Source organism: Paenibacillus sp. D9, from assembly GCF_001188365.1.
GTDB classification, from domain to species: Bacteria; Bacillota; Bacilli; order Paenibacillales; family Paenibacillaceae; genus Paenibacillus_O; species Paenibacillus_O humicus.
In genome coordinates, this window is sequence record NZ_JZEJ01000001.1 from 5,287,495 (window position 1) to 5,301,512 (window position 14,018).

At 58.6% G+C, this 14,018-nt stretch carries 13 protein-coding genes; 9 read left to right on the forward strand and 4 right to left on the reverse strand.

The window, feature by feature from the left end:
* Positions 1–45: 45 nt before the first annotated feature.
* The 3 genes from VE23_RS23680 (at position 46) to VE23_RS23690 (ending at position 3,576) form a co-directional block, all read left to right on the forward strand.
* Positions 46–990 (forward strand): hypothetical protein, encoded by a 945-nt coding sequence (locus VE23_RS23680; RefSeq protein WP_049869344.1) that lies wholly within the window; start codon positions 46–48, stop codon positions 988–990.
* A 116-nt stretch (positions 991–1,106) separates the two neighbouring features.
* Positions 1,107–1,712, forward strand: a complete 606-nt coding sequence (locus VE23_RS23685) for an A24 family peptidase (protein WP_049869345.1) — start codon at positions 1,107–1,109, stop codon at positions 1,710–1,712.
* 19 nt (positions 1,713–1,731) lie between these two features.
* Entirely contained in the window at positions 1,732–3,576 is a 1,845-nt protein-coding gene (locus VE23_RS23690; protein ID WP_049869346.1) for a DUF6382 domain-containing protein, read from the forward strand.
* Here VE23_RS23690 and VE23_RS23695 read toward each other — a convergent pair.
* The 3 genes from VE23_RS23695 to VE23_RS23705 form a co-directional block, all read right to left on the reverse strand.
* Positions 3,573–4,478 (reverse strand): TIGR01777 family oxidoreductase, encoded by a 906-nt coding sequence (locus VE23_RS23695; protein ID WP_049869347.1) that lies wholly within the window; start codon positions 4,476–4,478, stop codon positions 3,573–3,575. The genes VE23_RS23690 and VE23_RS23695 overlap by 4 nt on opposite strands.
* A 24-nt stretch (positions 4,479–4,502) precedes the next feature.
* On the reverse strand, positions 4,503–5,003 hold the full coding sequence (locus VE23_RS23700; RefSeq protein WP_048747087.1) for a hypothetical protein: 501 nt from the start codon (positions 5,001–5,003) through the stop codon (positions 4,503–4,505).
* Between the two features lie 67 nt (positions 5,004–5,070).
* Complete coding sequence (locus VE23_RS23705; RefSeq protein WP_048747085.1) at positions 5,071–5,508, reverse strand: DUF2621 domain-containing protein; 438 nt, start codon at positions 5,506–5,508, stop codon at positions 5,071–5,073.
* 200 nt (positions 5,509–5,708) lie between these two features.
* Between VE23_RS23705 and VE23_RS23710 the strand changes: the two genes are divergently transcribed.
* The 4 genes from VE23_RS23710 to ppnP all read left to right on the forward strand — a co-directional run bounded on the left by VE23_RS23710 (position 5,709) and on the right by ppnP (position 10,676).
* Positions 5,709–6,836, forward strand: coding sequence for a deoxyribonuclease IV (locus VE23_RS23710; protein WP_048747083.1), 1,128 nt, complete (start codon positions 5,709–5,711; stop codon positions 6,834–6,836).
* A gap of 232 nt (positions 6,837–7,068) precedes the next feature.
* On the forward strand, positions 7,069–7,965 hold the full coding sequence (purU, locus tag VE23_RS23715; protein ID WP_048747081.1) for a formyltetrahydrofolate deformylase: 897 nt from the start codon (positions 7,069–7,071) through the stop codon (positions 7,963–7,965).
* Positions 7,966–8,136: 171 nt separating this feature from the next.
* The gene (gene tkt / locus VE23_RS23720) at positions 8,137–10,155 is read left to right on the forward strand and encodes a transketolase (RefSeq protein ID WP_049869349.1); all 2,019 of its coding nucleotides are present in this window, start codon (positions 8,137–8,139) and stop codon (positions 10,153–10,155) included.
* A 203-nt stretch (positions 10,156–10,358) separates the two neighbouring features.
* Positions 10,359–10,676 carry a pyrimidine/purine nucleoside phosphorylase gene (ppnP, locus tag VE23_RS23725; protein WP_049869351.1) on the forward strand — a complete coding sequence of 106 codons (318 nt, stop codon included), beginning with the start codon at positions 10,359–10,361 and terminating at the stop codon, positions 10,674–10,676.
* Between the two features lie 576 nt (positions 10,677–11,252).
* On the opposite strand, the gene VE23_RS23730 is transcribed toward ppnP, so the two are convergent.
* Positions 11,253–12,152: an NAD(P)-dependent oxidoreductase gene (locus VE23_RS23730; RefSeq protein ID WP_049869353.1), complete on the reverse strand. Its 900-nt coding sequence runs from the start codon at positions 12,150–12,152 to the stop codon at positions 11,253–11,255.
* A gap of 262 nt (positions 12,153–12,414) precedes the next feature.
* On the opposite strand from VE23_RS23730, the gene VE23_RS23735 reads away from it, so the two are divergent.
* Positions 12,415–13,764, forward strand: a complete 1,350-nt coding sequence (locus VE23_RS23735; RefSeq protein ID WP_021879476.1) for a glucose-6-phosphate isomerase — start codon at positions 12,415–12,417, stop codon at positions 13,762–13,764.
* Between the two features lie 26 nt (positions 13,765–13,790).
* The coding region (locus VE23_RS27530) for a YigZ family protein (protein WP_232317027.1) at positions 13,791–14,018 on the forward strand (228 nt) is incomplete at its 3' end.

Genomic DNA, 14,018 nt, shown 5'->3' on the forward strand with positions numbered 1-14,018 from the left:
CCACGAACGAATGGAGCCGCGCGAGCCGAAGAAGGCTCCATCCTTTTGGAAGCCGCGCTTGTCATGCCCGTCCTGCTGCTGTTCCTGGTGTTGCTGGCCGCATTCGTTCAATTTTCGGCAGCAGAGACTGCGCTTCAGGCAGCCGCGGATCGGGCGGCTCGACAGACGGCGGCGCATATCCGACCGGCGATGCTGCTGCTTCAGCAGGAAGGAAGCAAGCTCCCGGAATCGGCTCCGAAAGACTCTATAGATGCGGGCTATGAGTCTACGTCCGAGTCGGTCCGGAAGGTGGATTCCCCGTCGCGGCCGCAGCTTCCCGACTGGAGGCAGGCGGCTGCCGAGGCAGCGGCATATTTGCCGGATCCGGCAGGAGAGCTTGCCTCAGCCGTGCTCCAGGGAGACTGGAAGGCGCTCGCCGATATGGCCGCTGAGCCTGTCGGCCTTGCAGTGTTCGAGCCTTTTTTGCGCAAGGCTGCGGAGGATACGCCGCTGGAGCCTTCGAGAATCTCGCTGGCAAGCCTCTCTCTTCCGGATCTCGAAGGGGGAGAGAGCGGCTTTCTGAAGCTGGAGGCCGAGTATGAGTTTCCGATCAGAGTTCCTTTTTTGGGCAAAAAAATCATCCTGCATCGAACGGCGGCCGAGAGGGTATGGATACCGGACCCGCTTCCATCCCAAGGCGGAGCCGGTGTTCCCGATTCCTCCTCGACAGTCCAAATAACAGAGCTTTATCCGATTCCGGCTAGGCCCGGACGCAAAGCCACTCTTGAAGCGGTCGCCTCTCCCGGAGCTCAGGTCACGCTGGAAGTCCGCTACAAAAGCGGCAACAGCGTATCCAAACACGTGGGCACGCAGATGGCGGATGCCTCGGGACATGTGGAATGGACCTGGCTCGTATCCGGCAATACGACTCCCGGACAATGGGAAGTCGTGGTCACGACTTCGGACGGCGCCTCGGCATCCATGCCCTTCATAGTCCAGAAAAAGGGATGAATAAGACATGAAAAGGCATGAAAAAGGCATGAAAAAGGCCTGAAAAAGGCAAAAAAAAGGCGTGAAAAAGGCTTTGGCTGATTCGGCCTTCGCAGATTTGAGGAGGGGAAATTCAAATGGAAGCATGGAATCTATGGGGATGTTTCCTGCTGGTAGGCATTGCTTTCGGCACGGATATCCGGAGCATGAGAATTCCGAACTGGCTGCCGCTGACATTCGCTCCGGCCGGCTTTCTTCTGCATGCGCTCGATTCCGGGATGGAAGGTTTGCTGCATGCGGCTGTGGGAATGGCTGCGGGATTTCTACCCCTCTTAGCCCTATACGCATGTGGAGGAATCGGTGCCGGCGACGTCAAGCTTTTCGGCGCGGCAGGCGCATGGCTGGGCTGGCTGGCGGTTACGGAGCTGATGCTGTATTCCTTTTTGTACGGGGGCCTCGGAGGGGCAGCGTTCCTGATAGCGAGGAGAATCTCCAGAATTCGAAAAGCAGCGGCCGGTACGCAGGCTTTGTCCGGCGAAGCCGCCGTCCTAGCGTGGACGGCAGGCCAATCTCCCCATTCTCGTTCAAGCCAAACGCCGGAGGATAACAATGGCAAAGACGGGCTGCCGAGTCCAGTACTTGCCGCAGCTGAACCAGCCGACGGAGGAGAGGCAACGTCGCCGGTCCGCTTTCCCTTCATGCTGGCCGTCCTCCCCGGCTTGATGACATTATGGCTATCTTGATTCGAAGGAGGGTTTGAGCATGGGACCGCTTCAGGCGGATTTTGAATGGAACCGGGAGCATGAAATGCTTCTTGCCGCGGAAGGAGGCATTCTTCGGGAAGAGTTGGATGAAGTTGAGCTGGCTATGCTGGAGAGCAGCATCCCGCCGGGCCTGCTTCCTGTCGAATGGCAAATGTGGAATGGACAAGTCCGCTTCCGCTACAAGCTTGGCGGCAAAAAAATGCTGAAGCACAAGCTGACTGAAGGAGCTGGAGATGCCGCCCAATTCTACAGCCTGATGCTGGCGGTCGCTTCCATTTGCGAGGAGTGCCGCCCTTATATGCTCAAGCCGGAAAACCTGGTGCTGGATGAGAGCTGTATTTTCGTGGGCGACAGCTGGGACGATATCGGACTGGTCTATCTGCCGCTCGTTTCTCTCCCCCAATCGGCTCCTCCCCTGCGCATCCGCTTTCTGGCGCTGGCAGCCCGCGCCTCGGCAGCCGTTCAGCCCGATGGACGGCTCGCCGCGCTGATGCAGGCGATAGGAGATGACAATGTGCCGATGACTGATCTCAGATCCCTGCTGCTGGATGCAGCCTCCTTTGATGAAGAAGCTTGCGCATCCGTGCCAACCAGCGGCGAGGCTTCCTTGCGCACCGAGGCGGATGGGGAAGAGCGCTTTCCAATTAGTCTCGACCGAATAGGACGGCAAGGTTTTGCCGGATGGAGCGGCACAGCGGTAAGAGAGCCGCTGAGGTGGGGGGATGAGAAGGTCTCGGATCTGAGACAAAGATCAGACCGAAATGATTTGTTTTCCGGGCAGCGTGACGGAGGTGAGGCAGCTTTTGTTCACAGTCCCGATGCGCGGCCAGGCAAGCGGAAAGGCTCTGCAAAGGCTGATGAAGCCTCCAGCTTGTCAAAAGCGGATTCGTCGCGGTTCAAAGGACAAAGCAAACCGAATAAAGGAATCGTCACTCTCGCTGTTGTCGCAGCTGCAGCTTTGCCCTGGAAGGTTATTTACATGCCGGATCCCGGCAATCGTTCTCTCTTCCTTTGCTGCGGAGCGGCTGCTGTCGCTGCTGGCGTTCTTATCTGGCTCTGGGGCAGGGGCGGAGGCATAGGTGTGGAACGGATGGAGGAAGCGGAAGCGGAAGCCGGTCTGCTTTTCGTGCCGGATTCAGGGAAGCTGGGATCTGGCCGGCGCTGGATGCCATCATTATCCGAGATTCATTCCCATAATTCACTCAAAGAGCCATCCGACACCCCATTCAACAGGCCGTCCAACAACCCATCCGACAAGCCATCCGACAAGCCATCCGGCGAGCCATTAGACATTACAATCAAGCCATTCGAAATTTCATCCAAGCCAAAATTTCGCCAGCAGGCTGTCGGCAGCAGGCTGGAATCGCTTTCCCCTGGACATGACATCCAAGCGAGGTTTTCTTCCGATGGGGTTCATGGCGGCGATGGGACAAGCCATCCCCTTGATGAAGTTTTGCCCGATGCGCCGCCTGCGGACAAAACCGTATGGCTGGGCGCCAGCGGCGGAACGGTTGCGAAGAAGGGCAATTCATTTCCTCATATGCTGCTCCGGTCCAAGGATGGAAGCTCCGAAATGCTTGAGCTCAGCGAGTCGCGGAATCAGATCGGGCGTGCGGAAGGAAGAGTAGCCGTAGTGGATCGCTCTCACGGGGTCTCAAGAATTCATTTGGAGCTGGAGGCAGGTCCATCCGGATGCTTGGCCAAGGATCTCGGCTCCCGCAACGGATCACTTCTTAACGGAAGGCCGATGGTCCCCTATAAAAGCTACAAGCTGGAGAACGGGGATGTTCTCCAGCTTGCGGGGGTCAATGGTTATTCCTATGAATATGCAGCTCCTCGTTAAAGGAGTTCTTCCATAGCGGCTTCTAGCGTCGGATATCGGAACGAGAAGCCGGCTTCGAGAGCTTTGACGGGAATGACGCGCTGTCCTTCGAGAAGCAGCGCCGACTGCTCCCCGAGAGCCAGCTTGATCAGAGGAGCCGGCACAGGAAACCAGTAAGGCCGTTTCATGGCGGCAGCGGCGATTTTAAAGAAGGCTTCGTTGCGAACCGGCTCCGGGGCCGATGCGTTGACGGGGCCTTCAATCGTTGCCGTCTCCAGAATGAACACGATCATTCGGACGATGTCTTCGAGATGGATCCACGAAATCCATTGCTTGCCGCTGCCGAGAGGGCCTCCTGCGAATAATCGGACGGGCAGGAGCATTTTGGGCAGGATGCCTCCGTCTCGGTCCAGAACGATGCCTGTTCGGAGATACACGGTTCGCTCCGCAGGAATGGAAGCTGCCGCGTGCTCCCATTTCTGCACGACGGAAGAAAGGAAATCCATGGAGCGTACCCGGCTCTGCTCGGTAAACGTCTCCTCGCTGGAGTTGCCGTAAGCATTGACTCCGGATGAGTTGATGAGTACGGCAGGTTTGGCGGGAAGGCTGCCGAGTATCCTTGCCAGCCTGCTGGCCGTTTCCAGCCTGGAGTTCAAGATCCGTTGTTTTCCCGAGGCTGTCCATCGCTGGCTGATGGAGGAGCCGGCTAGATTCACGACGGCATCGACGCCCTCCAGCAGGGAGGGATTGTTCTCCGCTTCATCCCAAGCCACAGAAGAAAAGCTTCCTGCCGGAATGGTTCCGGTGGAAGCCTTCCCCTTGGGGGATCGGGTCAATATCCATCCTGAATGGCCTCGTTCAGTCAGCGCCTTCGTCAACGCCTGTCCGATAAATCCGCTTCCTCCCGCAATAGCAATCTTCATCGCGCGCACCAGGCCGCCTCTCCGTCAAGAAGATTTTTGAATGGATGTGATCCAGCGCTGCTGGACTTTGCCGCTGCTGTCCGTATCGAGTTCTTTTACAATATAAGTGAAGTCCACTTTCTCGCCGGTCTCGATATCCTGGAGCGTCTTGATCTGATCCGTGGCGGCTTGGAAGACGACCGTGTCCGTATCTGTCGTGATCTCGACGGAATGACCGTCGGCAAGACCGTTATAGGTACCGGAACCTTTTTGCTCCTGGGACTGGGTCGTTGGATCGTCCTTGGGCATGCTGCCGTCCTTGTCCGGAGATGGAGTTGCCTCGGCAACGGGATCGCCGACGGAATCAGGCGACACACCTTGCGAGGAGTCCACGACTCCGCCATTGTTGGCTGCGCTTGCATTGGCCGGAGCATCGCTTTTCGCGCCGCAGCCCGATGCGAGCATGAGCATCGACATCAAGGCAAGGCTTGCCGGAGCGAGGCTCAGCGAGCGGGCTCCCTTTTGGCGTTTTTGAATCGGGTTCATGTTGAAGCACCTCCGTTGGGTTCGTTCAAGTAGTTCCCATTACCCCGGAGCAGTCGGAACCAATCGGTCAACGATTGAGCAGATGCGTGTAGGCCGAATAGTCGATGCCCTGCTTGTTCAAGAACGTGACCAGGCTCCTGTAATCCCGCTTCGGAGTGGCGCGGATATAGCCTTCAATGCAGTGGCTGCGGGTTACTTCGCTGGCTCCGCTCTCTACCGCGACCTGGCCGATCTGGGCGGCGATGGAATGTTTCGCTATATCGCGGAAAGGTCCCGGCACCGGAGCGACGAGCTCGTCCAGCAGCGCCTTGGAATCGTCCGTCCACAGGCTGCGGCTGCGGTCGACCCAGTAATTCTGCCAGTCCAGCTTCGACTTGCCGTCTTTTTTGGGAAGAACCTTAAGGAACTTGCGGAACATGAAGAAGCCGCCGATCGACATGGCTCCAATCATGACGAATGCCCAAAACACAATCATGTACATAAACCAATCCGGAGCATTTTTCATCGTAGTGATGTCACCTCATCCAAATTATAGCCTATTCCTAGATTTATTTCGACGCACCCTGTAAAATAAGACTGATTATACGAGCTGAACGGTTCCAGCTGCAATTAAGGGCAAGCGATCGTTCGGCGATGACAAGAATGACTTCATTCCTGCAGGAATGATTTCACGCAAGACAAATGCTTATAAAGGGGAGCTCAAGCATGTTGAAAATCGGATCCCATGTGTCGTTCAGCGACAAGGGGCTCGTCACGGCTGCACAGGAAGCCATCTCTTACGGCTCCAGCTCGTTCATGATTTATACCGGCGCGCCTCAGAACACCCGGCGCAAGCCGATCGATTCGCTATATATCGAAGAGGGCAGGGCTCTCATGGAGAGCGCCGGCATCGGCGAGATCGTCGTTCACGCTCCATACATCATCAATCTCGGCTCCTACAAGCCGGATACGTTCGAGCTGGCGGTCCGCTTCCTCCAGGAGGAAATCCGCCGCACGCATGCCATCGGCGTACGCAACATCGTTCTGCACCCCGGCGCCTACACGGACAAGGATGCCGAGTTCGGCATCAACCGTATCGCGGAAGGTCTGAACGAAGTTCTTTCCGGAGTCGAGGAGACCGACGTGAACATCGCACTGGAAACAATGGCGGGCAAAGGGACGGAAATCGGCCGCTCCTTCGAGGAAATTGCCCAGATCATGGACAAGGTATCGGCCAACAATCGCCTTACCGTGTGCATGGATACCTGCCATATGAATGACGCCGGCTACGATCTTGCCGGCGATCTGGACGGCGTTCTCGAGCAGTTCGATCGGATCGTAGGCCTGGACAAGGTCGCTGTCGTCCATGTCAACGATACGAAAAATCCGGTCGGTTCCGGCAAGGACCGCCATACCCCGATCGGCTCGGGCTGGCTCGGCTACGACGCGATCCAAGCGATCGTCCATCACGAGGCGCTCGCGGGAAGGCCTTTCATTCTCGAAACGCCGTGGATCGGCAAGGATGCCAAGAAGCAGCGTCCGATGTACGACGCCGAGATCGCCCTGCTTCGCGGAGACGGCATGGAGCGCTTTGGAGAGCGGTTCTTCGACCAGCTGGAGCGCCTGCATCATTTCCTCGGCAAGCAGGAGATCGACCGCCGCACGTACGTGCTCTCGGTGTGGGAGACGCTCAAGGGCGACGCCAAGGCACGCAAGGCGGATCCTCGCGAGCCGCTGGAGCGCCTCTACGATCTGGCCCGCGAAGGCGGCGAATTTGCCGATCTGACCGAAGAAGAGCTGAACAAGCTGATAACGTTCTGGTTCGCCGGCAAACAGGTTCTCGTCAACGCTTGATCGACGGACATCATCGCCAGCATCCCGTTTCCAAAATTCCAAAAAAGAATGATGAAAGCGGGCTGGCTGCGAAGCATCAAAATCACAAAGAGCCATCAGGCAGGAGAGAAGCCTTTCCTGCCTGATTTTGCAGCCGGCTGCTTTAGTGCTGGAGTGCATCGCATCAGCGAATATCCGGCCGAAGCACGCTGTGAATCGTCAGCATTATACACACGGAAGGAAGAATTCTCTCATGCCATTGCCAACCAACTCTTCTGTCGACGCCCCGTCCAAATCCGGACGCGCGCGCATGCTTATTTCCTGTCCGGACCGGCCGGGCATCGTCTCCGCGGTATCCCAGTTTCTGTACGAGCACGGAGCGAATATCGTCCAATCCGACCAATATACGATGAATCCGGAGGGAGGCATGTTCTTCATCCGCTTTGAATTCGACCTGAGCGACATGGACGCCCAGCTTCCGGTTCTGCAGGAGGATTTCGCCCGGGTTGCAGACCGCTTCGAAATGAAGTGGCATACCTTCAGGGCAAGCCGCAAGAAAAGGCTGGCGGTATTTGTCTCGAAGGAAGACCATTGCCTGCTTGAGCTTCTCTGGCAGTGGCAGGCGGGCGACCTCGATGTCGATATCGCCATGGTCATCAGCAATCATCCCGACATGCAGCCGCTCGTTGAATCGTTCGGCATTCCGTACCATCACGTTCCGGTCACGGCGGAGACGAAAGCCGAGGCGGAGCGCAAGCAGCTGGAAATCATCGGCCGCAATGCGGATCTCATCGTGCTCGCCCGTTATATGCAGATCGTATCGCCTAAAGTGATCGAGCAGTTCCCGAACCGAATCATCAACATCCACCATTCGTTCCTGCCCGCTTTCGTCGGAGGCAAGCCCTATGCGCAAGCCTACGACCGCGGCGTCAAAATCATCGGGGCGACGGCCCACTATGTGACTGAAGAGCTGGACGGAGGACCGATCATCGAACAGGACGTGCAGCGCGTCAGCCATCGGGACGACGTGCCGAGCCTGAAGCGGATCGGCCGCACGATCGAGCGGGTCGTGCTGGCGCGGGCCGTGAAGTGGCATGCCGAGGACAGGATTCTCGTCCATCAGAACAAAACCGTCGTCTTTCACGGTTGATTCTCTCCGCCGTTTCATGAAACCTTCATCCGGCTAAAAGCATGGAGCAGATGGAAATGATACAAGCTGAGTGGTACAATATTTCACATCCGCGGGGCTTGAGCTCCGATAAGATGTTCAACAGGCAAGACCAGGAGAAACGCACCGTCCGATATTAGGAGGAGAAAAAATATGGCTACAACCCAACAAACCATCGACCATCTATCCGTTACGACGATTCGCACGCTCTCGATCGATGCGGTCGAGAAAGCCAACTCCGGCCATCCCGGCATGCCGATGGGCGCCGCACCGATGGGCTACCAGCTGTTCGCCAAAGCGATGAACCACAACCCGGCGAATCCGACCTGGATCAACCGGGACCGCTTTGTCCTGTCCGCAGGCCACGGCTCGATGCTGCTGTACAGCCTTCTTCACCTGTCGGGATACGACCTGTCGATCGACGACCTGAAGAACTTCCGCCAGTGGGGCTCCAAAACGCCGGGCCATCCGGAATACGGCCATACGGCAGGCGTCGACGCCACGACCGGACCTCTCGGCCAGGGCATCGGCATGGCTGTCGGCATGGCAATGGCGGAAGCGCAGCTCGGCGCCACATACAACAAGGACGGCCTCGACATCGTGAACCACTTCACGTACGCGATCTGCGGCGACGGCGACCTTTCCGAGGGCATTTCCAACGAAGCGGCGTCCATGGCGGGCCATCTGCAGCTCGGCAAGCTGATCATGCTGTATGATTCCAACAACATCTCGCTGGACGGAGAGCTGAGCCTTTCCTTCTCCGAAAACGTCCAGCAGCGCTTCGAGGGCTACGGCTGGCAGGTGCTGCGCGTCGAAGACGGCAACGATCTGGATGCGCTGGCCGAGGCCATCGCGAAGGGACAAGCCGAGCTGCGCAAGCCGACCCTGATCGAGGTCAAGACGATGATCGGCTACGGCAGCCCGAACAAGGGCGGCAAAGGCGGCCACGGCGGCACCCACGGCTCCCCGCTCGGAGCGGAAGAAACCGTTCTGACCAAGAAATTCTACGAGTGGGCATCGGAAGAGCCGTTCTTCGTACCGGATGAAGTCCGCGCCCATTTCGCCGAAGTGAAGCAAAAAGGCGAGCAGGCCAACGCGGCCTGGAACGAGCTGTTCGCCAAGTACAAAACGGCTCATCCGGATCTCGCCGCTCAATTCGAGCGCGCCATCGCAGGCGAGCTGCCTGAAGGATGGGACAAGGATCTTCCGGCCTACTCCACCTCGGACAAAGCCGTATCGACTCGCGTCGCTTCCGGCAACGCGCTGAACGGCCTGGCCAAAAACGTTCCGAACCTGCTGGGCGGCTCTGCCGACCTGGAAAGCTCCACGATGACGCATTTGAAGGATCTGCCGGTCTTCCATGCCGACAACTACGCAGGCCGCAACATCTATTACGGCATCCGCGAGTTCGGCATGGCTGCGGCGATGAACGGAATGGCGCTGCATCACGGCCTCAAAGTATTCGGCGGCACGTTCTTCGTCTTCACCGATTACTTGCGTCCGGCTGTCCGCCTCGCCGCCATCATGAGCCTGCCGGTCACGTATGTGCTTACTCATGACAGCATCGCGGTCGGCGAAGACGGCCCTACCCATGAGCCGATCGAGCAGCTGGCGTCCATCCGCGTCATTCCTAATCTGACGGTGCTCCGTCCGGCGGATGGCAACGAGACTTCCGCGGCTTGGGCCTACACGGTCGAGAATACGAAGAACCCTGTCGCTCTCGTCCTGACCCGTCAGAACCTGCCGATTCTGGAAGGCTCTGCGGAAAAAGCCCGCGAAGGCATCAAAAAAGGCGCGTACGTCATCTCCGATGCGGCCGACGGCAAGCCTCAGGTGCAGCTTATCGCCACCGGCTCCGAGGTTCAGCTTGCAGTAGCCGCCCAGAAGGCGCTTGCCGAAGAGGGCATCCAGGCTCGCGTCGTCAGCATGCCGAGCTGGGATCTGTTCGACAAGCAGGACAAGGCTTACCGCGATTCCGTCATTTTGCCGGAAGTCAAAGCCCGCCTGGCCATCGAGATGGCGCATCCGTTCGGCTGGGAGCGTTATGTCGGCGACGGCGGCGCCGTGCTCGGCATCAACACCTTCGGCGCATCCGCTCCTGGCGACCGCGTCATCAAGGAATACGGCTTCACGGTCGAGAACGTCGTGAGCAAGGTCAAAGAGCTTCTTTAAACCGATCTACGATTCTTGCCGGCGAGCCGTCAAAAAATCGGTCAGCCGCGGCAGGCATTTTGCCTTCCGCGGCTTTTTGTTTCTCATTTGATGTGATATGCTAAAGCGGTGAAGGGGGAACGGATTGATCCTCGCCGCTCTCCGAACGGAGCTGTTATCCATCCTGATCATTTCCATTACCTAATGAAGGAGCTCATACCGTCATGTCCCAATTCGAAAACGTTACCGCTGTCAAAAGAGCGAATGTCTACTTTGAAGGAAAAGTCACCAGCCGCACCGTGCTGCTTCCGGACGGTTCGAAAGTGACGCTCGGCATCATGCTGCCGGGAGAATACGAGTTCGGCACCGACAGCAAGGAAATCATGGAGATTCTCGCCGGCAATCTGAAGGTGCAGCTTCCAGGCTCCGATGAATGGATTCATTTCCAGGGCGAGGGCGAGTTCACGGTGCCGGCGCACAGCCGCTTCAAGCTCGAGGTGCTCGGCGTGACGGATTACTGCTGCAGCTATATTAGCGAATAAGCGCGGGCAGCTTCCTGCTGCGCCTTGCCAAGTACAGGCAGGGCCTCCCGGGCTGCGCGTGCGGACCCTTCCTCCGATCGCGGTTGAAGCCGGATTCCCTGATTGTATAGGCAGGCGAAGGAATCCGTCTTCAAAGGCGAACGCTGACGCTTCTACGGAAGGGTTCCGCCTGCTTCGCAGGTCGGCTTAGCCTGGCTAAGCGCAGGGCCGGCTGCGTCTCGCTATGCAGGCTGCGCCTTGCTAAGCGCATGTAGCCTCCCGGGCTGCGCGTGCGGACCCTTCCTCCAATCGCGGTTGAAGCCGGATTCCCTGATTGAATAGGCAGGCGAAGGAATCCGTCTTCAAAGGCGAACGCTGACGCTTCTGCGGAAGGGTTTGCCAGCTTCGCCGATCGGCTGAACTGGGCTAAGCGCAGGGCCGGCTGCGTCTCGCTAAGCGCGATCCTGGCAGCTCAAAGCCTCACGGCCGCGCTGTCCGGCGTGGCTGCGCTTGGCGCAAGCCATCAGGCCTCCTGCGCTTTGAAAACCAAACAGGCTCCAGGGCGGCATAGCCGCTCTGGAGCCTGTTTGGGTCCGTTTATTCGCCGCCGTCGAGCCCGCGGCCGATCCATTGCTCGTACACACGCGATACCGCAATCAGGTCCTCGTCGCCGTATCCGGCCGCGTTCGCGGCTTGGAACAGGCTTTTGGCCACTTCCAGCATCGGGGTGGGCACGCTGAGCCCGTCCGACAAAGCGGAAGCAAGCTTGAGGTCTTTGAGCATGAGTGCCAGCGAGAACTGCACGCTGTAGTCGCGCTCCAGCAGCTTCGGCGATTTGAGCTCCGCCGCCTTGCTGCCCGCAGCTCCGGCCTTGACGATATCCAGGAACTTGGCGGGATCGAGGCCTCCGCTGACGGCGATGGAGAGGCCTTCGGAGAGGGCCAGATTGTTGATGCCGACAATCGCATTATGGCCGAGCTTGGCGACCGAGCCGCTGCCGGAAGGACCGAGATGGACGATTTTCTGGCCCATCGCCTCCAGAACGGGACGGACGCGCTCCAGCAGCTCGGCTTCGCCGCCGACCATGAACACGAGCGTGCCGCTTACGGCAGCGGGCTTGCTGCCCGTAACCGGGCAGTCGAGGAAGCCGCATCCGGCTTCTACCGCCGCATCCGCCAGCTCCCGGGCAAGGGCGGGGGAGATGGTGCTGTTGTCCACCAGCGCCGTGCCTGGACGGACAGAGGCGAGAATGCCGCCTTCTCCGCGGTACAGCTCCCGCACGACGTCATCGTTGCTCAGCATCGTGATGACGACATCCGCTTCGGCGACAGCGTCGGCGGGCGATTGCGCGGCGCGCGCGCCTTCGGCGGCAAGCTCCTCCGATTTGGAGGGCGTCCGGTTCCATACGGAGACCGGAAATCCTTTTTTCAGCAGGTTGGATGCCATCGGGGCACCCATCGTTCCGAGGCCGATAAAGGCGATCGAAGGTTTTGTCATGGCGATTCACCGACTTTCTTCGTACTGATCCGCGCCTGCGCTGCGGCAGAGACGGAAACCACATTCATCATACCATAAGCCTGCCTCCAGCGGACTACTACGGGCTTCGTGAATCTTGCATGAAGGAGTCTCCGGTTGCTTGTCTTCGATACCGTAATCCAGTATCCTTAGGACATGCCTGAGGGCGTATGGGTCCGGCGCGGCACGCCGCTGCCGGAAGACGACATAAAGACCCGAACGAGATGAGGAGGCTGTACCAGTCATGAGCAAAACCATTCAATTCGACTACAGCAAAGCGCTTGGATTCCTTGGCCAGAACGAGATCGACAATCTCGAGGGCCCGATCCGCCTCGCGCACGAGCAGCTGCACAACGGAACCGGAGCAGGTTCCGACTACCTGGGCTGGATCGACCTGCCGAACGCTTACGATAAAGAAGAATTCGCCCGCATCAAGGCGGCCGCCGAAAAGATCAAATCCGACTCCGAGGCGCTCGTCGTCATCGGCATCGGAGGCTCGTATCTGGGCGCTCGCGCTGCGATCGAGATGCTGTCGCATTCCTTCTACAACATTCTGCCGGACGGACAGCGCAAGGGCCCGCAGATTTTCTTCGCCGGCAACAACATCAGCTCCACTTATGTGACTCACCTGCTTCAAGCGCTTGAGGGCAAAAACTGGTCGATCAACGTCATCTCCAAATCCGGCACGACGACCGAGCCTGCTCTCGCCTTCCGCGTCTTCCGCGGCGAGCTGGAGAAGAAATACGGCAAGGAGGAAGCGCGGAGGCGGATCTACGCCACGACGGATGCCGCTCGCGGCGCGCTCAAAAAGCTCGCGACCGAGGAAGGCTACGAATCCTTCATTATTCCGGATGACGTCGGCGGCCGCTATTCCGTGCTGACGGCTGTCGGCCTGCTGCCGATCGCCGCTGCCGGCATCGACATCGACGCCATCATGCAAGGCGCAGCCGATGCTTCCAAGGAATACAGCAATCCAAACGTGCATGAGAACGAGGCCTACCAGTATGCCGCGGCCCGCAATTCCCTGTACCGCAAAGGCAAAGCGACCGAAATTCTCGTCAACTACGAGCCTTCCCTTCACTTCGTGTCGGAATGGTGGAAGCAGCTGTACGGCGAAAGCGAAGGCAAGGACCATAAGGGCATCTTCCCTGCTGCCGTCGACTTCTCCACCGACCTGCATTCCATGGGCCAGTTCATCCAGGAGGGCAACCGCAACCTGTTCGAGACCGTCATCCAAGTCGGCGAACCGACCGAGCAGATCAAGATCGAAGCCGATACGGACGATCTGGACGGCCTGAACTTCCTTGCGGGCAAGACGATGGACTTCGTCAACAAAAAAGCATTCGAGGGTACGCTGCTGGCACATACGGACGGCCAGGTGCCGAACCTTGTCGTGGGCATCAAGGATATGTCGCCGTACACCTTCGGCTACCTGGTGTACTTCTTCGAGAAAGCCTGCGGCATCAGCGGCTACCTGCTCGGCGTGAATCCGTTCGACCAGCCGGGCGTCGAAGCGTACAAGAAGAACATGTTCGCGCTGCTCGGCAAACCGGGCTACGAGAAGGAAAAAGCGGAGCTCGAAGCGCGCCTGTAAGGGCCGCCTGGACCGCTTCCTATTCCATGCTTGAACGCTACAAGACGCTGAGGGAGCCCGGCGTCAAGGAAATCGTCATCAGGAAATCCCGCTTCATCGGCCATGGCCGGCCCGTCGCGAGCGAAGCCGAAGCGGTCGCTTTCATCGAGGAGATCAAGAAGCAGCACTGGAATGCCACGCACAACTGCTCCGCCTACATCGTCGGCGAGAGGGACGAATTCCAGAAGCAGTCGGATGACGGGGAGCCGAGCGGC